General features: G+C 68.7%; 23 protein-coding genes. 12 read left to right on the forward strand and 11 right to left on the reverse strand.

Features of this window, described 5'->3' with window-relative positions:
- Positions 1 to 40: 40 nt before the first annotated feature.
- The gene (locus H5V45_RS20100; RefSeq protein ID WP_343061661.1) at positions 41 to 472 is read right to left on the reverse strand and encodes an RDD family protein; all 432 of its coding nucleotides are present in this window, start codon (positions 470 to 472) and stop codon (positions 41 to 43) included.
- Positions 473 to 658: 186 nt separating this feature from the next.
- On the opposite strand from H5V45_RS20100, the gene glnA reads away from it, so the two are divergent.
- The 3 genes from glnA (at position 659) to H5V45_RS20115 (ending at position 4041) form a co-directional block, all read left to right on the forward strand.
- Entirely contained in the window at positions 659 to 2083 is a 1425-nt protein-coding gene (glnA, locus tag H5V45_RS20105) for a type I glutamate--ammonia ligase (RefSeq protein WP_185254945.1), read from the forward strand.
- 392 nt (positions 2084 to 2475) lie between these two features.
- Positions 2476 to 2751: a helix-turn-helix transcriptional regulator gene (locus H5V45_RS20110; protein ID WP_082563595.1), complete on the forward strand. Its 276-nt coding sequence runs from the start codon at positions 2476 to 2478 to the stop codon at positions 2749 to 2751.
- A gap of 96 nt (positions 2752 to 2847) precedes the next feature.
- Positions 2848 to 4041, forward strand: a complete 1194-nt coding sequence (locus H5V45_RS20115) for a tyrosine-type recombinase/integrase (protein WP_246416624.1) — start codon at positions 2848 to 2850, stop codon at positions 4039 to 4041.
- Between the two features lie 119 nt (positions 4042 to 4160).
- On the opposite strand, the gene H5V45_RS20120 is transcribed toward H5V45_RS20115, so the two are convergent.
- Together H5V45_RS20120 and H5V45_RS20125 are read right to left on the reverse strand one after the other, a co-directional pair.
- Positions 4161 to 5384, reverse strand: a complete 1224-nt coding sequence (locus H5V45_RS20120) for a hypothetical protein (RefSeq protein WP_056678525.1) — start codon at positions 5382 to 5384, stop codon at positions 4161 to 4163.
- A complete protein-coding gene (locus tag H5V45_RS20125) occupies positions 5381 to 6661 on the reverse strand; it encodes a hypothetical protein (RefSeq protein WP_056679442.1) in 1281 nt (426 codons plus the stop codon). The genes H5V45_RS20120 and H5V45_RS20125 overlap by 4 nt, the downstream gene beginning before the upstream one ends.
- Positions 6662 to 7104: 443 nt before the next feature.
- On the opposite strand from H5V45_RS20125, the gene H5V45_RS20130 reads away from it, so the two are divergent.
- From H5V45_RS20130 to H5V45_RS20140, 3 genes are all read left to right on the forward strand, one after another.
- The gene (locus tag H5V45_RS20130) at positions 7105 to 7803 is read left to right on the forward strand and encodes a hypothetical protein (protein ID WP_056678527.1); all 699 of its coding nucleotides are present in this window, start codon (positions 7105 to 7107) and stop codon (positions 7801 to 7803) included.
- Positions 7796 to 8887, forward strand: coding sequence for a helix-turn-helix domain-containing protein (locus H5V45_RS20135; RefSeq protein ID WP_156393524.1), 1092 nt, complete (start codon positions 7796 to 7798; stop codon positions 8885 to 8887). The genes H5V45_RS20130 and H5V45_RS20135 overlap by 8 nt, the downstream gene beginning before the upstream one ends.
- 161 nt (positions 8888 to 9048) lie before the next feature.
- The gene (locus H5V45_RS20140) at positions 9049 to 10335 is read left to right on the forward strand and encodes a hypothetical protein (RefSeq protein ID WP_056678532.1); all 1287 of its coding nucleotides are present in this window, start codon (positions 9049 to 9051) and stop codon (positions 10333 to 10335) included.
- A 25-nt stretch (positions 10336 to 10360) separates the two neighbouring features.
- On the opposite strand, the gene H5V45_RS20145 is transcribed toward H5V45_RS20140, so the two are convergent.
- From H5V45_RS20145 to H5V45_RS20170, 6 genes are all read right to left on the reverse strand, one after another.
- The gene (locus H5V45_RS20145; protein WP_185254946.1) at positions 10361 to 10966 is read right to left on the reverse strand and encodes a hypothetical protein; all 606 of its coding nucleotides are present in this window, start codon (positions 10964 to 10966) and stop codon (positions 10361 to 10363) included.
- Between the two features lie 160 nt (positions 10967 to 11126).
- Positions 11127 to 11537, reverse strand: coding sequence for a hypothetical protein (locus H5V45_RS20150; RefSeq protein WP_156393525.1), 411 nt, complete (start codon positions 11535 to 11537; stop codon positions 11127 to 11129).
- Positions 11538 to 11638: 101 nt separating this feature from the next.
- Entirely contained in the window at positions 11639 to 11812 is a 174-nt protein-coding gene (locus H5V45_RS20155) for a hypothetical protein (RefSeq protein ID WP_185254947.1), read from the reverse strand.
- Positions 11813 to 11822: 10 nt separating this feature from the next.
- Complete coding sequence (locus H5V45_RS20160) at positions 11823 to 12851, reverse strand: DUF4192 domain-containing protein (protein ID WP_056678543.1); 1029 nt, start codon at positions 12849 to 12851, stop codon at positions 11823 to 11825.
- Between the two features lie 17 nt (positions 12852 to 12868).
- A complete protein-coding gene (locus H5V45_RS20165; RefSeq protein ID WP_056678545.1) occupies positions 12869 to 13258 on the reverse strand; it encodes a single-stranded DNA-binding protein in 390 nt (129 codons plus the stop codon).
- Positions 13259 to 13505: 247 nt separating this feature from the next.
- The gene (locus tag H5V45_RS20170) at positions 13506 to 13961 is read right to left on the reverse strand and encodes a hypothetical protein (RefSeq protein ID WP_082563665.1); all 456 of its coding nucleotides are present in this window, start codon (positions 13959 to 13961) and stop codon (positions 13506 to 13508) included.
- A 306-nt stretch (positions 13962 to 14267) separates the two neighbouring features.
- Between H5V45_RS20170 and H5V45_RS20175 the strand changes: the two genes are divergently transcribed.
- From H5V45_RS20175 to H5V45_RS20200, 6 genes are all read left to right on the forward strand, one after another.
- Positions 14268 to 15863 (forward strand): ParB/RepB/Spo0J family partition protein, encoded by a 1596-nt coding sequence (locus H5V45_RS20175; RefSeq protein WP_056678551.1) that lies wholly within the window; start codon positions 14268 to 14270, stop codon positions 15861 to 15863.
- Positions 15864 to 15978: 115 nt separating this feature from the next.
- Positions 15979 to 16983, forward strand: a complete 1005-nt coding sequence (locus H5V45_RS20180; protein WP_185254948.1) for a DUF932 domain-containing protein — start codon at positions 15979 to 15981, stop codon at positions 16981 to 16983.
- Positions 16984 to 17060: 77 nt separating this feature from the next.
- Positions 17061 to 17516 carry a hypothetical protein gene (locus H5V45_RS20185; protein ID WP_056680676.1) on the forward strand — a complete coding sequence of 152 codons (456 nt, stop codon included), beginning with the start codon at positions 17061 to 17063 and terminating at the stop codon, positions 17514 to 17516.
- Positions 17516 to 17821, forward strand: a complete 306-nt coding sequence (locus tag H5V45_RS20190; protein ID WP_056680673.1) for a hypothetical protein — start codon at positions 17516 to 17518, stop codon at positions 17819 to 17821. Before H5V45_RS20185 ends, H5V45_RS20190 begins: the two co-directional genes overlap by 1 nt.
- Positions 17818 to 18063 (forward strand): hypothetical protein, encoded by a 246-nt coding sequence (locus H5V45_RS20195; protein WP_056680670.1) that lies wholly within the window; start codon positions 17818 to 17820, stop codon positions 18061 to 18063. The genes H5V45_RS20190 and H5V45_RS20195 overlap by 4 nt, the downstream gene beginning before the upstream one ends.
- On the forward strand, positions 18060 to 18410 hold the full coding sequence (locus H5V45_RS20200; protein ID WP_056680667.1) for a hypothetical protein: 351 nt from the start codon (positions 18060 to 18062) through the stop codon (positions 18408 to 18410). The genes H5V45_RS20195 and H5V45_RS20200 overlap by 4 nt, the downstream gene beginning before the upstream one ends.
- A 59-nt stretch (positions 18411 to 18469) precedes the next feature.
- Here H5V45_RS20200 and H5V45_RS20205 read toward each other — a convergent pair whose 3' ends face one another.
- Complete coding sequence (locus H5V45_RS20205) at positions 18470 to 18997, reverse strand: hypothetical protein (RefSeq protein WP_056680664.1); 528 nt, start codon at positions 18995 to 18997, stop codon at positions 18470 to 18472.
- Positions 18975 to 19364, reverse strand: coding sequence for a hypothetical protein (locus H5V45_RS20210; protein ID WP_056680660.1), 390 nt, complete (start codon positions 19362 to 19364; stop codon positions 18975 to 18977). The genes H5V45_RS20205 and H5V45_RS20210 overlap by 23 nt, the downstream gene beginning before the upstream one ends.
- Positions 19365 to 19395: the final 31 nt, after the last annotated feature.

The raw sequence follows: 19395 nt of genomic DNA on the forward strand, positions 1-19395 counted from the left end.
CGAGGAAGCTCTCGTCGAGACTATGTCCGCCCCACGGGTCTCAGAAACCTCGGGACGTCCCACGCGCCTCGTCGAGCGTCACCGTGGCCGTCCCGGCCATCAGGTCGTGCAGCCCGCGCCCGTCGGGGCGGAAGACCAGCGGCGGGACGACGGCCGCCACGAGGATGCTGCGCGCCAGCGCGACCAGCAGCCCCACCGGGCGGCCGGTGCCGTCGCTGCGGACCGTGCGGAGGCGCGTGGCGAGCTTGCCGAAGGAGCCGCCGGAGAGCGCCGTCAGCACGGCGGTCTCGACCACGAACACCACGATCGTGAGGATGCCGGGCAGGGCGTCGGGCTGCTGGGACTGGTCGGCGAAGAAGCGGGCCGGGCCGAGGATCACGATGACCACCAGGCTCGAGGCGAACCAGTCGACCAGCAGCGCGAGCATCCGGCGGGGCCAGGACGCGGTCTCCACCACAGCAGGCTCGGTCACACGAGCAGCCTAGGTCGGGTGCTGCGGCGCCCAGAGGCTGGGCCACCTGTTACATCGCAGAAACAAACCCGATACGGTCGGGAAACTGCCCGTGCGTACGTTCGGGCACGTTCGGTGCAGCGCCGCTCCGGACCTCGTTCGCACACTTTCGTGTCGGCTGCCGCAGGTCGCAGCCAAGGAGGATGAATGTTCCAGAACAGCGAGGAGCTGCTCAAGTTCGTCAAGGACGAGGGCGTCGAGATGGTCGACGTCCGCTTCTGCGACCTGCCCGGAGTCATGCAGCACTTCACGGTCCCGGTGTCGTCGTTCGACCAGTCCGTCTTCGACGACGGCCTCAACTTCGACGGCTCCTCCATCCGTGGCTTCCAGGCGATCCACGAGAGCGACATGTCGCTCTTCCCGGACCCGACCACGGCGTACCTCGACCCCTTCCGCAGCGCGAAGACGCTGGTCGTGAACTTCTTCATCCACGACCCGCTCACCGGTGAGGCCTACTCCCGGGACCCGCGCAACATCGCGCGCAAGGCGATGTCCTACCTCGGCAGCACCGGCGTCGGCGACACGGCGTACTTCGCCCCCGAGGCCGAGTTCTACGTCTTCGACAACGTGCGCTTCGAGACCAAGGCGAACGCCGGCTACTACGAGATCAACTCGTCGGCCGGCGCCTGGAACACCGGTGACTCGTTCGAGAACGACAACCGCGGCTACAAGGTGAAGTACAAGGGCGGCTACTTCCCCGTCGCGCCCACCGACCACTTCGGTGAGCTCCGCGACGAGATGGTCATCGAGCTCGAGCGGGCCGGCCTGCAGGTCGAGCGCGCCCACCACGAGGTCGGCACCGCCGGCCAGGCGGAGATCAACTACCGCTTCGACGAGCTGCTCAAGGCCGCCGACGACGTGATGAAGTTCAAGTACATCATCAAGAACACGGCCTGGCGCAACGGCAAGACCGCGACCTTCATGCCGAAGCCGATCTTCGGCGACAACGGCTCGGGCATGCACGTGCACCAGTCGATCTGGAACGACGGCGAGCCGCTGTTCTACGACGAGACCGGGTACGGCGGCCTGTCGGACATGGCGCGCTGGTACATCGGCGGCATCCTCAAGCACGCGCCGTCGCTGCTGGCCTTCACCAACCCGACGGTGAACTCCTACCACCGCCTGGTCCCCGGCTTCGAGGCTCCGATCTCGCTGGTCTACTCCCAGCGCAACCGCTCGGCCTGCGTCCGGATCCCGATCACCGGCTCGAACCCGAAGGCCAAGCGCATCGAGTTCCGCTGCCCCGACCCGTCGGCCAACCCGTACCTCGCCTTCTCGGCGCTGCTGCTGGCCGGCCTCGACGGCATCAAGAACAAGACGGAGCCCGCGGCCCCGATCGACAAGGACATCTACGAGCTCCCGCCGGACGAGATGGCCGACATCGACCAGGTCCCCACGTCGCTCAACGCCGTCCTCGACTCCCTCGAGGCCGACCACGAGTTCCTGACGGCCGGCAACGTCTTCACGCCCGACCTGATCGAGACCTGGATCGACTACAAGCGCACCCAGGAGATCCTCCCCGTGCAGATGCGCCCGCACCCGCACGAGTTCGAGCTCTACTACGACATCTAACCGGGCCGCCGGCTGCGGTCGTTCAGGAACGCTGAACAACCGCAACAAACAGCCGCTGACCTGCAGAAACGCCGCTGAGCGACCCTTTGGTCGCTCGGCGGCGTTTGCTGTTGCTAGCCGCTCGCCTGTTACAAATCCAGTACAAATCTCGGGAGCGCCACCTTCCGCCAGGCTCGTCTCTTGGCGCTCCCCGGGCGGTCCACCCTGGGGGTCTCGGCGTAACTCGGTCGCCCGAATCGTCGCCGTCGCATCGCATGAGCTGACAACCGTCGTAGCGGATGCTCGGCGAGCGCGTTGCCAGATCATTTCCACCTGCGTGATCGCTCCCGCGCGGTTGTCGGACATAGGTGCCCGTAGACCAAACGTTCGTCAACGCCGCGAGGAGGGGCTTGATGATGGCAACAAACTCGAACGTGCCGACTGCGGAACCGGGAGTCTTCGGTCCGCGGCGTCGCGGAAACGCCAGCAGCCGGTCACCCAGGCTGGTCGATGCGCAGGAACTGTGGGACATCGACGATGTCGCGTCTTACCTCGGCGTCACCAAGCAGACCATCTACTCGTGGCGGACGACAGGCTACGGTCCCGCCGGCTTCCGTGTCGGCAAGCACCTGCGCTGGCGAGCAGCAACCGTCATCAATTGGACGGTTCGACTCGAGGAGAATCAGTGATCCCGACGGGTCCTCGGCCAGACCCGGGACCGGCGATAGCGACGGGACATCCGGCAGCACGACTTGTCCCTCGATCGGATTGTGCCGAGGACAGCCATGGCCAGCGTTAGCTCTGGCAGGCCAGCCGACGACGGCAGCCCTCGTTACGTCGTCAACTACCGAGATCCCGAGGGGCGGCAACGCCGCAAGACCTTCCGACGCAAAGCCGAGGCGGTCGCGTTTCGCAACACAGTCGAGGCGGACAAACTCCGTGGAACCTATCTTGATGTCGACGCGGGCAGGATCTCGTTTCGGACGTATGCCGAGGAGTGGCTGGCAAGCCGGACGTTCAGTCCGCTGACCTACGAGGCGACCGAGCTGCGACTCAGGCTCCACGTGTTCCCGACCCTCGGACACCTCGAACTTCGCCAGATCAAGCCGTCGACGATCCAGAAACTTCTCCGGTCGATGGAGATGGCCGAAACCTATCGACGCGTCATTTTCTCAAACGTGTCCGCCATCTTCTCTGCTGCAGTCGATGACGACATGATCGCCAAGAATCCCTGCAAGGCGAGTTCAGTGACACGGCCCGCCACGTCGCGACGAAAGGTTGTGCCGTGGCCGTCAGAGTGGGTTTCCTCCATGCACGACGCGCTGCCACCGCAGTACGGGATCGCGGTGACGTTGGGTTCGGGACTTGGACTGCGTCAAGGCGAGGTTTTCGGCCTGGCAGTCGAGGATGTCGATTTCCTTCGTGGAGTTGTCGAGGTGAGGCGTCAGGTCAAGGTCTTCGGTGGCAACCGCCTGGTCTTCGGTCTGCCGAAGGGCGACAAGACCCGGACCGTCCCACTGCCCGAAAGTGTCGGGACGGAACTCAGCAGCCACCTCGCCGCCTACCCGCGGCGCAGTGTCACGCTGCCGTGGGGCGCGCCCGAGGTTGAGAGGAAGTCGAGCGCGGGGCTCATACTGACGACACGCGAACGCTCGGCCCTCAACCGCAACTACTTCAACACGCGCCTCTGGAAGCCCGCGCAGGCGCGCGTGGGCATCGAGCAGGTGCGGGATAACGGCATGCACGCCCTCCGCCATTGGTACGCATCCGTCTTGCTGGACGCCGGCGAGTCGATCCGCGCGGTTTCTGAATACCTAGGACACAGCGATCCAGGCTTCACCTTGCGGACGTACACGCACCTCATGCCCAGCAGCTCCGAGCGTACGAGGGCCGCCATCGATCAGGCATTCGCGGAAGTGCAGGATGAGAAGCCCACGGCAGTGAATGGCGATGGCATCACCGAACTCGGCGCACCCTGAGAAGATCGACACCCGCAAGCAGCGAGTAACCCTGCACAAGGTTGGTCTTCTACAGAGAAGGTCGATGACCCAACAGGTAAGACGACAATGGGACCCAGGGCCAAGAAGTTCAGCGCCAGCTAGGTCGCATCCGATCCATCGGCTGTGTCAGCCTCAGCAGCATTCGTCGCCTGACTCGCCGTCGACCTCTTGGCCGGGGTCTTCTTCGCGGCCATCGCGCCCGCGGAGGCCTTCGCTGCGCCAGCTACGGAGACCTCCGCAACCGACTCCCCCAGCAGGTAGGCGCGAGCTTGTACCCGAAACTCCGGGTCGATGCCGGTCGCGGTCACCAGGAACCCGCAGACGTCCGCGACCAACTTGGCGGCGATCTCATCGAACTCGTCACCGAACGCGTTCGAGAGCGTCATCCGCTGCCGCGCCGCGGCGAACGCGGACGCAGCCTCGGCCTGCCGGAGCGCGTTCTGCATGTGGTCAGGGCGCCGCATCAGCCGGGTGACGAGCTCCCGGAGCGTCGGGTAGTACTCAGGCAGGTGGTCGCGCTCCTTCGCGCCGTCAGGGCGTAGTGACTGCAGGAGCTGAGCGACCTGCTTCTTCTCCTTCAGCCCGGTCGCGCCGCCGTACAGATACTCCTGGAGCCCGCGGTCGGGGTCAGAAAGGAAAGCACCTCGCACGTGCTCGGTGACCTTGATGAGGGTCACCAGGTACAGCCACGCCAGGTCGAAGAACAGCGACAGGTGGTCGGGGTCCTTCGGCTTGAGGAACTTCACCGCGTCAGAGAGGTGCGCGACGAGCTGGAATGGGTTGCGGTGGTCGTCGTAAATCCAGTAGTCGAAGTCGCGGTAATCGATGAGCGGCTTCAACCGCTTGTCCAGGTTCGTGTACGCCTTCAGGTGCGCTTCTGCTGCGGCCTTGTCGAACAAGATGGCCAGCGGGCTGCCTTCGGGCACCGGCGGACCGTGCAGGGTCTGCATGTGGGCCAGGTCCGCTGAGGGGAGCACCGTGATGCGGAGCTTGTCCGACAGCTGCCTGGTCGAGTCGAGGACCTCGTGCTCGCGCACCAGCATGGCGTCGTCGGCGCCGAACAGGTCAGCGACACCGCGGACCCAGAACATCCGGGCGGTCGGCTTGTCCGACTTGCCAGACTTGCAATCAGCGATGGTCGTCGACAGCCGGTACCCCGGCGTGACGGAGACCCCGAGAACGTCTAGGTCGGTGAACGTCTCTGCCGGCCCTCCGTCAGCACGCTCGTGACCACGCAGCACCACGTCGAGTCGGGTCGAGAAACCCATCGACCACAGGAGCGACCGGACGCCTACCTTCAGGCCCAGATCGAGCTCGCTCACAGAGACCTCGTTCCCATCGCCGCCTCGAAGATCTTGTCGAACTGCTTCGCCGAAGGCTGCGCACTTTTCCGGAGCCGATGCACGGTCTGCATCGGCGCCACGTACGACCGGTCCGACGCCAGCGTTTCCCGCGCCAGCGCGTCATCGACCCGGTGCTCGACCAGCTCACCGTGCGTCAGCAGCTCCCGCGCAAGCTTCAGCGCCTCCCGGTTGTCGGCGGTGTCGATGAACCGAGGAGTCACCCACCGACCGCCAGGCAATGTGTCCGGAGCGAACTCGATGAGGCGGGCGTTCCGCATCAATTCATACTGCCGCTTGTGACCGCTGTGCGGCGCCAAGAACCCCCGGTTCGGGTCCAGCAACTTGTCGATGACGTTGATGAGCCCGGCTGCATCCAGACTCGAATACCCACCGAACGACTCCGCGCACCGCAGACACGCGATGACCGCGAGCGCCTTGTCCAGAACGGGCTTGCGGGCGGTCAGGAGCTTCCTATCCGCGATGTATGGCAGCGCAGCGAACGGCTGCGCACCCCCACCAGGAACGGTCACGGCCGGCGCCATGATGAGGCCCTTCGCAACCGCGTCGGTCAGCAGCGGGTGCGTGGTCGGAGAGATGGCCAGCCCTTGCTTCGCCCGGACCGCGGCGAACTCCTCCGCGAGCTGATCACCACCGTGACTGTTCACGAGCTCTCCGAGCAGGGCCGGGTTCTCGAACCCGAAGAATGGCGAGTACACGATGTCGCCGTCGATGGCCTGCACTTTTTGCATCAGCCCGGAGTCCATGGCCAACTGCACGATCAGCGGGACATCGGCGTGGTCCAGCGCGAAGGTCGACTCGAGCTCCTCCAGCGGCACCGGGGCCTCGGACAGCCCGTCGACAACCACCAGGAGCTGCTTCTCTAGTTCGGTCGGGTTGCGGTCCTGCCACACCTCCCCGAGCCGCGTGTACAGATCGTCGTAGTAGGGGACGTTCTCGGTGAAGGTCTGGATCTTGCCGCCCGAGCGCTGGATACCGCTTACGAACCCGGCGTCGCCCAGGAGCGTGACCACTTCGTTGAACGCCAGCATGTCAACATCAAGCTGGCTGGCCGCGATCGACATCAGCGCCTGCGCGTCCTTGATGACGTCGTTGCCGCGGATGAGGCCCGCGACGGTCGCCGCCATCCCGACGATCCGGGTGTCAACCAGCGGCTGCAGCACCGGCGAGTTCGGGTCGACGTTCCGCACGCCGGAGTGCACGTCCTGGCAACGCAAACCCTCGTCGAAGTGGTCCATCGTCCTGTCCCCGTAGTTCTTCATGTTCGCGCGCGGCAACGGCAACCACACGGACCACATGCGCTTCCTTCGGCGATTCTTCCAGCGCCCACGTTCGATCGCCTAAGAGATTCGGAGTGCCATTCGACCTTTCTGGCGGCGAAACGCCTGGCGAATGCCGCTGCTCGAGTGGCTGATGTCGAGCCTCGCCGATATGCAGACCGACCGTGGCTGGGGAGCATGGCGCGACGCGTACGACGATCTACCTCAGCTGGCGACTATCCCGCCCGAGGTCGCGAACACCCGGACGTCACCGCGACCGAAGTGGAGGAGATGGCTTCTGGCCGGCGACCCGCAGGGTCAGACACAGACGACTCGGCAACACCCACGAGCAGTCCGGAGCCGATCTGCCCGGCACAAATGCTACGCTTTCATTCCCAGAGCATTCCGAGCAGAGGATCGAGATGACTGCATCGAGCGAGGCGAACGAGTTCCCGGTCACCGCGCCGGCGAGCCACGAGGCGGTCGCGCAGGCAGTGGGGAGGCACCTTCCACTCTTCGGTCAGGTCCTCATCGAAGCGTGGGGCGGGTTCGCGACCACCCGCCGCTTGGCGGCGCCGCAGATGGCCTTTGCCGGCGCCTCCTCGCGCGGGATGCTGGTCTCGGACTTCACTCGTGAGCCGGCCCACCGCATCTTCAACCGGGTGCCTGAGGCCACCGTGGAGGACGACCAGTTCGGCCGGCCGTGGGTGAGCCTGGCCGGCGGCGGTCTCAGGGTCCGGTTCCGCAAGCTCACCTCCGAGCTCGGCCTGTGCCGCAGCGACTCCGACCGGGCGCTCAGCCTGGCCTACCACCTCGGCGACCCGTGCCTGCCGGGCATGGAGACGTTCACCGTCCTGACCGCTGGCTACGTCCTGGACACCGCCGAGGAGAACATCTCGCGCCTCGAGTTGGTCTGCCATCTCGGCTTCACCGACGTCTTCTACTCTCTTCCGATCCCACTCACCAGCATGACCAGCACGACCCCTGTTGTTGGCTCGGTCGCCGGCCCGGTGCAGATGCCGCTCGCGCCGCTGTCGCCACCGATCATCCGCTCGGCGCAGACGGCCGCTGCCAAGCGCCTCGCAGCCGGCTCTCGCCCCGGAGGAGGTCGTGGTGTCTGACCAGGCACGGCCGCGGATGGTGACCCTCGTGCGGGAGTCGCTCGGCCTGACTCAGCTCGACCTGGGCGAGGCCGCCGGTCTGAGCCAGGGCTACATCTCCAAGGTCGAGTCGAGCCTGCTGCCCCTGACCGGTGAGAACCTCCTCAAGGTGGCGGACGCGTTGAAGTGCCCGGTCGAGCTGCTGGTCGACGACACCCCCGTGCAGGGGCTGGAGGTCACCTGCATGCACCACCGGCGCCGGCACTCCAAGATCAACGCCTCCACCAAGCGGCGCATCGAGGCCCTCACTCACCTGACCCGGGTCTCTGTCGAGGGCCTGCTGCGCGGCATCGAGCTCGTACCCGACACCGAGCTGCACCGTCTCGACCTCGACCTGTTCGACGGCGACCCCGCGGCCGCGGCACGCGCCGTACGCGCCTCCTGGCGAGTCCCGACCGGCCCGATCCACAACGTCGTCGAGGTGCTCGAGGCCGTTGGCATCATCGTGGTGGCACGGTCGCTGGTCACCAACGCCCAAGACGCGGTGTCCACCTGGCCACGTGACGGTGGGCGCCCGCCGATCATGGTCGTCAACCTCGGTCTGCCGGCCGACCGGCAGAGGTTCACCACCTGCCACGAGCTCGCTCACCTGCTCCTCCACACCATCCCCGAGGACGACCAGGAGAAGCAGGCCGACATCTTCGCTGCGGAGTTCCTCGCCCCGGCCGAGGAGATCGCACCGCAGCTGGCCGGCCTGACCACCCGCGACTTCCCACGGCTCATCCAGCTCAAGGCCCAGTGGGGCATGTCGATCGCGGCACTGATCCGGCGCGCCTACGACCTCGACGAGATCTCCGATCGGCAGTATCGCCAGTTCCAGATCCGGCTCAACCAGCTGGGCTGGAAGCAGCTCGAGCCCGGTGCCCTGCCGGCCGAAACTCCCAGCACCCTGACCAGGGTGATGGAGGTGCACCTGAGCCAGCACGGCTACACCATCGACGAGCTCGCCAAGACCGCCGGGATGCTCCCAGCCCCGTTCAAGGCCCACTACCGACCGCCCCGCGAGACACCTCCCGCGACCCCGCTACGGCTGGTGCAGCCATGAACGGCCAGGCACACAACCCGGCCGCTGACGCCGACGGCGCAGTCGTCCACAGGAACGATCAGACAGCGACTCATGCACAACCGCCGCTGAACACCGTCGAGCCGTCGGCCTCGCGGCCTAGGCTGTCCACACCCAGCCAGGTGGAAGGAGCAAGACCCCGGATGCAGATCCGCAGCAGCATCCACCGCGGAGCCCGCGACGACAGCCACGCCCACCCGGCCGCAGGGCGCGGTGTAGTGATCGGCCGCGAGGTCGACGTCCTGTCCGGGCAGATCGGAGAGGTCGGGGCCAGGTCCGCCGCAGGCCGCTTTCCGAGCCCGAACCCGCTGTTCGCAGGCTGCCCGTCCCTTTTCTTGCAGACCGCGTGCGCGACACGTCACCTCAGCGCCGCGGCTGCCCTGGTCGCGGTTGAGGAGACCGGCCTCCTGCTCACCTTGAACCCGCGGATGAAGGACCGCATCAAGGAACTGCGGCGCGTGGTCAGTGAGTGCCGAGTCACGATCGCCGCAGCCGCTCCTGCCGATGCATCCGCCCAACCGGTGCGCGCGGAGATTGTCGTGCTAGCCGACGCAAACAGGTATGCCGGGAAGAACCGAGCTGTCGCCACGGCTACGGGCTCAAACCTCGACCCGGCATGGGTCGCCGTGCAGCGCGAGCTCGGCCTTTCCGCGGCCCTCACTGATTCCCCCTACGTGCCGGCGGAGAAGCAGACGGCTCTTGCCGCGGTTCTCGACGAGGCACGCGCTCTCGGGCCTGACGTGGTCGCCGTGCTCCCACTCCATCTCGACTGGCTCAAGAAGGACGTCGCCAGCCTGATCGCCGAGATCAACAAAGCCGCAGTCCCGGTCGCGCTGGTGCTCGAGCACGACAACGACCCACTCGGCGTCCAGGACGCCGTCGCCGGACTGGTCCGACTGCTCGCCGAGGCCGAGGTCAAGATCGCGTTGCTGCGCTGCGACATCTCCGTGATCGGCGCAGTCGCCTTCGGTGCGAGCCTCGGCGCCGTCGGGACGACCACGGCGCTGCGACACCTCTACCCGACCAAGGAGAAGGGCGGCGGGTTCAACGGCGGAGCGCGGATCGGGATCTACGTGCCCCGTTCGATGGCCTACCGGGCCCTGGACACTCTCAACACCGCGATCGCGCTCGACCAGGAGCACCAGGAACGATGGATCTGCGGGTGCCATCGTTGTTTCAACCGGCCCCTGAGCCACATCCACGACGAGGTCGCGGCATACCAGCACTCACTGACAGCCATCGCAGAGCTCGGCCAGAACATCCTCGACGCCTCGAGCCCGTTGCACCGTCAGCACGCCTGGGTCGGCCAGTGCAACCACGCGCAGGTCACCAACATGGAGATCGCCGCAGAGACCGGCCTTAACTGGGATCCGCCCAAGTTCCAGGGCGCGTGGCACAAGCTCGCGCCGAGTCTGCCGCCACTGTCCTAGCCTCCGGCTCAGCCGCAGCGCTCGTTCAGCAGGCTGGCGTGACGCCCGTTCGGAGAGCCACGTCGAACAGTTGCTCCTCCATCAGGCGACGTTGGTGCGCAACCCCGCCCTCGGAGTGCTTGGCGCGTCCGAGGCCCTCGACGACCACTCGAGCGCCGACCGGGTTGACCTCGGCCACGGTGAACCCGTAGTAGTCGCACTCGAAGACATCCCAGCCATCTGCCCCTGGGGGCGAGGGGGCGGCCGCGACCGCCGATGCGTAGGCCGAGGCAGCAGCTAGTGCACCCCGCGCCGCCGACAGCGGCCACAGGGTTATGAAGGCCTCCATGCGCAGGACGGCAGGCTCGATGTGGTCGCGCCCGTGCTCGAGCCGGTCGGCCAGGATGGAGCGGTACAGCACCGGACCCCGCCCAGTCGCGACCCGCCCCTCAAGAGCCTCGACGTCCCACGACACCACCGGCACCAGCAGGCCGTCGCAGAACCACACCGCCGGCAGGCACACCCCTGCACCGACCACGTCACGGCGTACGAACTCGGCGGCCTCGGCCGGCTGCAGATCGTGCCAATGCGCCAAACCGCGTGGCGTGGGCTTGGCGATGCCGAGCCGCTCCCGGGTCAGCATCTGCACCACCCCCAACGATCCTCTCCACCCACGTCACTGCGGTGCGCCTGAGCCGCGCCCCGGGCGACATCATCCGTCAGCGCGACCGCGGGGGTAACCCCCCACCCCCGCAACGAGACGCCGCCGCCAGCTGCTAGTCGGCGGGCCGAATGGCCCAACGCCCGGAGTATCACGACACACCTGCTGGAGTGACTACGCCGCGGCCCGCGAACCTACCCGCCCGCGCAGTGGGCAGCTCACGCAACATGACCTTCGCTTGAGGGACCACTCGCATCCCTCGGTCCTGGCCGAGCGAGCTGACGAACACCCAGTCATCAGGCTTCATCCCAACCCGCTCCATCAACAGCTTCGGCAACGTCACCTGCATCACCTCCGTCACCATCCGCGGTCGAACAGGGTCACGCCGCGCCGCGGCGCCGGGATCGTCCGGAGCCGGCACCGGCGTGAGCACAAGAGCCCACCGCCGGTCATCAGCAAGGCCCACCGTGACCCATACCCTCGGCCTGATCCCCGACAGCACCGCCAGCTCCATCGGAAGTCCAACACGACGTTTCTCGTTGACGCGCCGGGACACCTCCATAGTGTTCATACTAACACTACGCGAGCCTGATGCTGAGGAGACACACTTCGGACAGGGATGGCTTTCACCTCTCACGATTCACCTCCGGTCGGCGCAGCTGCTCACGCCTCGCCTCCCCACAGCAGGTCGAGGTCCGGATCGTGGATGACGTCGAGGCGCTTGTCGGGGGCGTAGGCCGTGGGCTCAGGCACCACCAGGCGGCGCAGCTGGCGCTCTGTCGCGCTTAGCTGGGTGGCGTCTATCTGGTCGATCGGGTCTGTGTCGTCGTAGTTCATCGCGGTCTCCTCAGCGGCCCGGGGCCCGGCGGTCGGTGGTGGGCTGGGTGCGCGGCAGATCCCGCTGCTTCTCGGGAGGCTTGGGCACGAAGGACTCGTCGAGCTCGCCGGCGAGGTCCCGCATCTGGGTCTGATACCGCTCCCACTCGCGAGGGTGGATCCCGTTCTGCAGGGCGGAGGCGACGACGGCGGCCATGGAGTAGGGCCGGTCGGCGGGCACCTGGTCGAGTGCGCACCAGGCCTTGGCGCCGTCGCCGTGCAGCCAGCTGGCGAAGCCGAGCATGGAGGCCGGCGCCGCGCGGACCTCGTCAGGGGCGCGGCGGGTGAGGTCGTTCCAGATCGCCATGTGGGAGGTGTGGTTCTCCTTGGTCATGCCCTCCCACAGCGCGTCGCGGGTGCCGATCTTCTCCAGCGCGAGGAGCATCCGTGCGCCGTCGACGTCGGAGAGCCGGTTGCCGTCGGTGTGGAACTGCTCGAGACGGTCCAGGGCCCAGTCCCGCTCCGCGGCCGGCGAGCTGGCCGCGGCTTCTGCTCGAGCTGCGGGGATCAGCTGGGCGATCGGCTCGCGGTCGCCGACCATGGAGGCGGCCAGCGAGGACCGGCTGGAGGCCGGTTGGGCGGCGCCGGACAGCACGGTCGTGGCCGCGATCCGCTCGGCGGTCGCCTGGGTCTGCAGCCCGGTGGTGCCGGTGTTGAACTCCCGCCACCGCTCCCCGTCGGAACACAGCCGGATCTGGGTGGTGATGCCAACGGTCTCGAGTCGGTTGGACAGGTGCTGGCTGGCCAGCTCGGCGCTGCGGCGGTCCCCGGTGAAGCAGAGGATGCCCAGCCGAGCTCCGGGGCGGGCGTGGCGGCCGTAGGGGCCGCTGATGGCGTCCCAGACCTCCTCGCGGGCGGTCGCGCTGGTCGGGAGGTCGACGCGGGTGATCGGGAGCCCGGGCCCGAACGGGACCAGGACGATCGACTCCTCGGGCTTGAAGCCGAGGACATGCGGGACGGCGGCGAGCAGCTCGTCCGGGGACTGAACGACGAGATCCATCGGAACCCTCCCCGCGGTCAGCTGGCCTGGGCCGGGCGGGCGGCGCGATCGATGCGCGCGGAGACGTACTTGAGCGAGACGCCGACCTCGCCGAAGCGGCTGTCGACGACCACGACGTCCTTGGTGCGCTTCTCGCCGGTCTCCTTGTCCGGCCAGCTCTCGGTGCGCTCGAGGCCGTGGACGAAGATCGGGTCGCCGGATCCGCAGCTGTCGTGCACGTGGGTGGCGGCCGAGCCGAAGATATTGAAGTTGTGGGCAGTGGGCCCGTCGTTGACCCACTCCCCCTCGTCGTTCTGCACGCGCCGGTTGACCAGGACCCGGCAGCTGACGAACGGCTTGTTCTCGCGGGTGTAGAGCAGCTCGGGAGCCTCGGCCAGGTTGCCGGCGAAGGTGACGGTGGTGGACATGAGTTCCTCCTAGGTGACTGCGAGACGTCGGAATCGGTCCCGCAGTCACCTAGGTCCCGTCGGGCTCCCGCAGCGATCACCTGGGCCGAACTTGTTCGTTTCCGCTCGTGCTCGCGAAGGAGCTGCTCCTCAGGGCGCAGTGAGGGCGCAAAGAAGCGCCCCGACCGGCTCTCGGGTACCGGATCGGGGCGCTGAGAAGGACGCGAGAGGCAGGGATCGACACAACTGTGCCGGCCACCAGCTGGGCCTACCGTGCCGGCCGCCGCCGCGGCGGTCGGTTGCTGAGCTTCTGCGGTGGCGGAGGCAGGTCGTGGCCGAGCCGCCGGCGGGATTCCTCGCCCGCGGCGATCACCGCTTCCTGGGCGAACGCGGAGCGGGCGAGCATCCGGCCGAGCTCCTGGCGGTCGGCCACGAGCGCGTCTTCGACGGCCTCGATGGTGGAGGCCGGCAGGTCGTGCTTCTTGTTGAAGCTCTTGCGGGTCACGCTGACCAGGGCGGGATGCTTCTCGCTGGCGGCCGCGAGCTCGGCGCGCTGCTGGGGCGAGCGCCGGGCGTGCAGCTCGAGCGCCTGGGCGAGCCAGCCGACGAACGATCCGGGCGAGTCGGGGTCGGTGTCCAGGTCGGCGACGTAGGCCGATCGGGCGAGGTCCCACACGCCGGGCTTCCAGTAGATGCCGACCGGGGTCGTGGTCTGGCTCCTCATGCCGCCACTCCCCTGGCCCAGCGCCAGCTGCAGCACCTGGCGCTAACACCAACGCCGCTGCATTCCCGGGCGGGGCCGTGTGCAGCCGTTCCCACTCTCGCTCGATTCCTTCCGTCCAGACAGCTACGAGGGTGCAGCTGCGCCGCGTCGCCGCAGCGGAGTCCGCCTCCGTAGGAGCGGGGTGTTCCCCACCCTCCGGACGTGCCCACCTTTCCACAGGTTCGCGCTGTGAGCCGGTAGGCGTCGGCCCCGTTGGGAGACTTGGTCCTGTCAGTTCTTTCTATTCTACTCACGGAGGACAGCCGCATGACCGACACCATCCAGACCGACGCCGTCACCACCACTGAGGGCACCGACGCCGCCCCGGCTGAGGAGTTCCTGCACCTGGACCCCGCCGACATCATCATCGGCACCAACGTCCGCACCGACCTGCGACCCGACCACAAGGAGTTCCGCAAGTCGATCAAGGAGCGCGGCGTCATCGAGGCCGTCACGGTCTACCGCAACGATAACGGCCAGTACGTCCTGCTGCGCGGCCAGCGCCGCACCGTGACCGCCGCCGACGTCGGCACCCCGACCGGCCTCATCCCGGCGCGGGTCGTCCCCCAGCCCGCCGAGACCGACCGGATCGGTGACCAGATGGTCGAGAACATCCACCGAGCCGGGATGCGCGAGACCGAGATCGTCGCGGGCGTGGAGCAGCTGGCCCTGCTCGGCGTGAGCGCAGCGCAGATCGCCAAGCGCACCAGCATCGACCGCCCGACCGTGAACGCCGCCCTGGCGGTCACCAAGGCCGACCAGACCCGCAACCGGCTCGACTCCGGCGATCTGACCTTGGAGGAGGCCGCGATCTTCGCCGAGTTCGAGCACGACCCCGAGGCCGTGGAGCGCCTGGAGTACGCCAAGCGCTTCCGCCGCTCCCTGACGCACGAGGCACAACAGCTGCGTGACGAGGTCGCCGAGCGCGAGGCCGACGCCGCCGAGGTCGAGCGGCTGCGCGGCGAGGGCCTGCCGGTACTGACCGCCGAAGAGGTCGCGGCGGCTGACGAGGTGCTGCGCATCGAGCGTCTGCTCAACGCCGAGGGCGAGCCGGTGCCGGAGGAGGAGTGGCCCAGCGTCCCGGGCGCTCGCGTCCACGTCGTCAAGGAGTGGGTCTACCCCGAGGACGAGTACGACGAGAGCGAGGACGACACCGACGACGAGGCCGACGACGAGGCCGACGACTACGAGCCCGCCGAGCCCTACCAGCAGTACGTGCCGGTGTGGGTCGTTACCGACCTCGACGCCTCCGGCCTGCGGCGTCGTGGCGGCGTCAGTGGCGGCGCGAGCAGCGGCAGCACCGCCGACGAGGACGCGGGCGAGAGCGAGGAGGAGGCCGAGGCCCGCCGCGAGGAGCGCCGCCGTGTGATCGCCTACAACAAGGCGTGGGCCAGTGCGGAGACGGTGCGCCGCGAGTGGCTGGCCGGGTTCGTCGCTCGCAAGACGGCCCCGGAAGGAGCCGAAGCCCTGATCTGCGAGGCGGTCGTCACCGGCCACCACTCGCTGAGCAAGGCCATGGACCACCGGCACCCGATGCTGTTCACGCTGCTCGGCATCCCGGCCCCGACCGGCTACTACGGCGCAGGCCAGGACGAGTGCCGCAAGATCACCACCAAGGCGACCACTCCGAAGGCCGCGACCATGACCACGCTCGCCGCCGTCGTCGCCGCATGGGAGGCGACCACCGGCAAGCACTCCTGGCGCAACCCGAGCGCGTGGGACGCCCGCGTGCTCGGCGCGCTCGTGGAGTGGGGTTACCAGCCCAGCGAGGTCGAGTGCATCCTGCTCGGCGAGGAGCCCGAGCCGGACGCCGACACGGAGGGCGAGGCCAACGCCGACGAGGCCAGCGACAGCGCCGCCTGACGCGTCGCCCCTCCCCCACCCGAGGCCGGTTCTCCCTGTGGAGAACCGCCCTCAGTGGAATAGAAACCATAGAATGAACTCAGTTCGTTTGATCCGCTACCCGGGAGGACCCCGCATGTCACACGAGATCGAGACCCACGGCACGCACGCTGCCGCCGTCTTCGCCCGCAAGGACGCCTGGCACCGGCTGGGCACAACCGTCCGCGACCGCGCATTCTCCGCCGAGGAGGCCATGACGCTCGGCCACCTGGGCGGCTGGGAGGTGCGCAAGTTGCCGCTCACCACCGCCGAGGTCAGCGAGGGCGGCGTCACGCCGATCGAGGTCCCCGGGTTCGCCACGGTGCGCACTACCCCGTTCACCGGCCAGCCCGAGGCGCTCGGCGTCGTTGGCGGCGGCTACACCCCACTGCAGAACGAGGACCACGCCGAGTTCCTGAACCTGCTGGCCGACGAGTCCGGCGCGATCTTCGACACAGCCGGGTCGCTACGCGGCGGGCGGCAGGTGTTCATCACCATGCAGCTGCCGAACTCACTCACGGTCGGCGGCACCGACCGCGTCGACCTCAACATCGCCGCGCTCAACAGCCACGACGGCACCAGCGCGTTCCGCATCCTCGTCACCCCGGTCCGCGTCGTCTGCGCGAACACCCAGAGCGCGGCCCTGAGCAACCACGAGTCGTCGTTCTCGATCCGCCACACGCGCAACGCCAAGGCCGCCGTCCAGGCCGCCCGCGACGCGCTCGGGCTGACCGTCACCTACGTCGACGCGTTCCAGGTCGAGGCCGAGCGGCTGATCCAGCAGACCATGACCGACGCCACGTTCGACGCCCTGATCGACGCCACGTTCGGCAAGGCCGAGGGCAACGCCACCAACCGGGTCCGCGAGACCGAGCGCCGCCGCCGCTCCCGGCTGCACTGGCTGTTCGCCGACGCCGACACCCAGGCCGGCATCCGCGACACCGCGTGGGCCGGCTACCAGGCCTTCGCGGAGTACGTCGACCACTACGCCCCCGTCCGAGCTAAGGGCGACGAGGCCACCGCCCGCGCCACGCGAGTGCTCACCAGCGACGACCCCGACCGGATCAAGCGCCGCGCCTGGACCGCGCTCGCCCCGGCCTGACCATCCGCGCCAGTTCTTCCGGTGGCGGGCTGAGACCCCGAGTCCGGCCCGCCACCGGCCCAACCGAAGGAGGAGCCATGACCGAAACCACCGCCCTCGATACCGAGCAAGTCCGCGCATGGGAACTCCGGCCCACCGACACCCTGGTCGACCCCACAACCGGCGTCGCGTTCCCCATCACCACCGTCTCCGTGGATGAGCCCGGCCGCGCGGGACGCAGGGTCCACATCACCGCCCTGGTCCTCGGCGCCCGCATCCTGCCGCTCAACCAGTTCGTCACCATCGCGAAGCGGGACAACACCCCGACTTCCCCTGCCGCCGACGTCGAGGCCAGCGCCGCCAAGGACCGGCACACCCTCAGCGAGACGGCCTGCGACCTGATCGTCATCGAGCACCGGCTGCGCGACGTGCGCCGCTGGACCCCCGAGACCGCCAGCGCCCACCTGGACGCGGCCCTGTCCAGCGTCGCCACGGCGCTGGACGCCCTGCACGCCGAGTACGCCCACCGCACCACCACCGAACAGGAGCAGTGATGTCCAAGCAGACCCAGCCGGAGCCGACCGGCACCGTGATCAGCGAGCGCGACCAGCGCCGCATCCTCGCCGCCATGACGCGGATGCCGTACGCGGCCAGCAGCCGCGTCCCGAAGCCGTGGACGGCGCTGCGCGAGACCGTCACCGCCGATGCCGTCTTGGCGTTCCTCGACGGCCTCGCCGAGGTCCTGACCGAGGTCGCCGCAGAGAGCGACACGCACCGCCGCCGCCTGTTCTCCCTCGAGGCCGACATCGAGGCGTTCCGCCGCCTCATCGGCACCGCGCCCGCCGAGGTGACCCCGTGAGCGCGCACATCGAGTGGCTGGCCGCCCGCGAGACCAGCGTCCAGGTGTTCACACCCGGCGACGACTGGATCGGCGCCGGGGAGCACCGCCAGCCCGTCCTGACCCTCGCCGGTGACGAAGTGGTCGCGATCCAGGGCACGCCCGCCGAGTTGCGCGCACTGGCCGCCCGGATCACCGCCGTGGCCACCGCCGCGTCCGGTCGGCTCGACCTGGCCGCCGCACGAGAGGACCAGCCCGCATGAGCGACGACGCCAGCCTCCGCGCCCTGGAGGAGCGCGCGACCCCCGGCCCCTGGACTCCGGACGGCGACAAGATCCGTGCCACCGCCGCCGACGCCCTGATCCCGGACAACATCCTCGCGGCCTACTACACCGGCCACCGTCACCGGCTCGGCCTCGAGACCACCGGCCACGCCGCCGACGTGGAGTTCATGGCCGCTGCCCGCACCGCGCTGCCTGACCGGCTCGACCGGCTCGACCGCATTCGCGCTCTTCACGCCAAGTGGGGCGAGCAGTCGCCCGAGGACGCGGACGGCTACCTCGACCTGTGGGAGACGCTCGGTCGGCTCCTAGACGGCGAGCCCGGCTGACCAACAACCGCAAGGCCGCCCGTGCCATCGGTGCGGGGCGGCCCTCTGCGTCCGGCTGGTCACCACAGGGTCAGTTGCTCGCCCAGCAGCTCCTGGAGCCGCGTGAGGTCGTCGGCTACGAGCTGCGGGTCCTCACGCGCCAGGTCACGCAGTTCCCGAGCCCGCCGACGCGGCCCGCGCGGGTCGGCCAGCGGGCTGTACGGCAGTCGCCGTTGGACGGCCCACTCCTGCCGGTTCTTGCGCGCCGTCGAGACCACGACGTGTTCCGGCGCGATCCGCTGGCACAGCGGGTTGTGACAGCGGTGCCCGAGCAGCCGCGCCTCCGCGAGCGCGTCCACACCGTGCATCACCGCGTACGCGAACCGGTGGGCGATGATCACCCGACCCGGCGCGTACCAGAACCGGCCATGGCCACCGCCGTCGGTGCGCTCCCGCTCGGACCGACCCGAGACCGCCCCGGTCCACCACAGGCACTCACTGCCCGGCACCGTGGCCACCTTCGCCCGGTAGCGCGTGAGCACCGCCGGGTCTGTGAGCGCCGCCGCGACCGCCGCGAGGCCGGCGTCATCGAGCCGCCGAGCCGGCACCCGCTCCCCCGCTCTCGGCCGCCGCGTCGGGCTCCCCCTCGGCGGCCGGGCCGCCCTCGGTCTCCGCGCTGCCGGCCGGTGCGGCCAGCCGCCGCAGCCGCGTCGCCTCCCGCACGGTGATCGTCTCGCCGCACCACTCGACCGCCTCGCCCAGGGACAGCCCCTCGACCTCGGTCAACTCCCGCAGCGCATCCCCAGCGCGCTTCTCGGTCTCGGCCACCGCCGCGTCCCGCTGGCCGATCGCCACCATGACCTGTTCGGCCAGGTCGACCACCCGGCGCTCGCGCTCCTCACGCTCGCGCCGCCTCTTGTCGGCCATCTCCCGCGCCGTACGCCGCGCCTGCTGCTTGATCGTCTGCTGACTCATCGGTCCTCACTCCGTGTCGACATGGACTCTG

Source organism: Nocardioides luti (assembly GCF_014212315.1).
In the GTDB taxonomy this organism is placed as follows: Bacteria; Actinomycetota; Actinomycetes; order Propionibacteriales; family Nocardioidaceae; genus Nocardioides; species Nocardioides luti.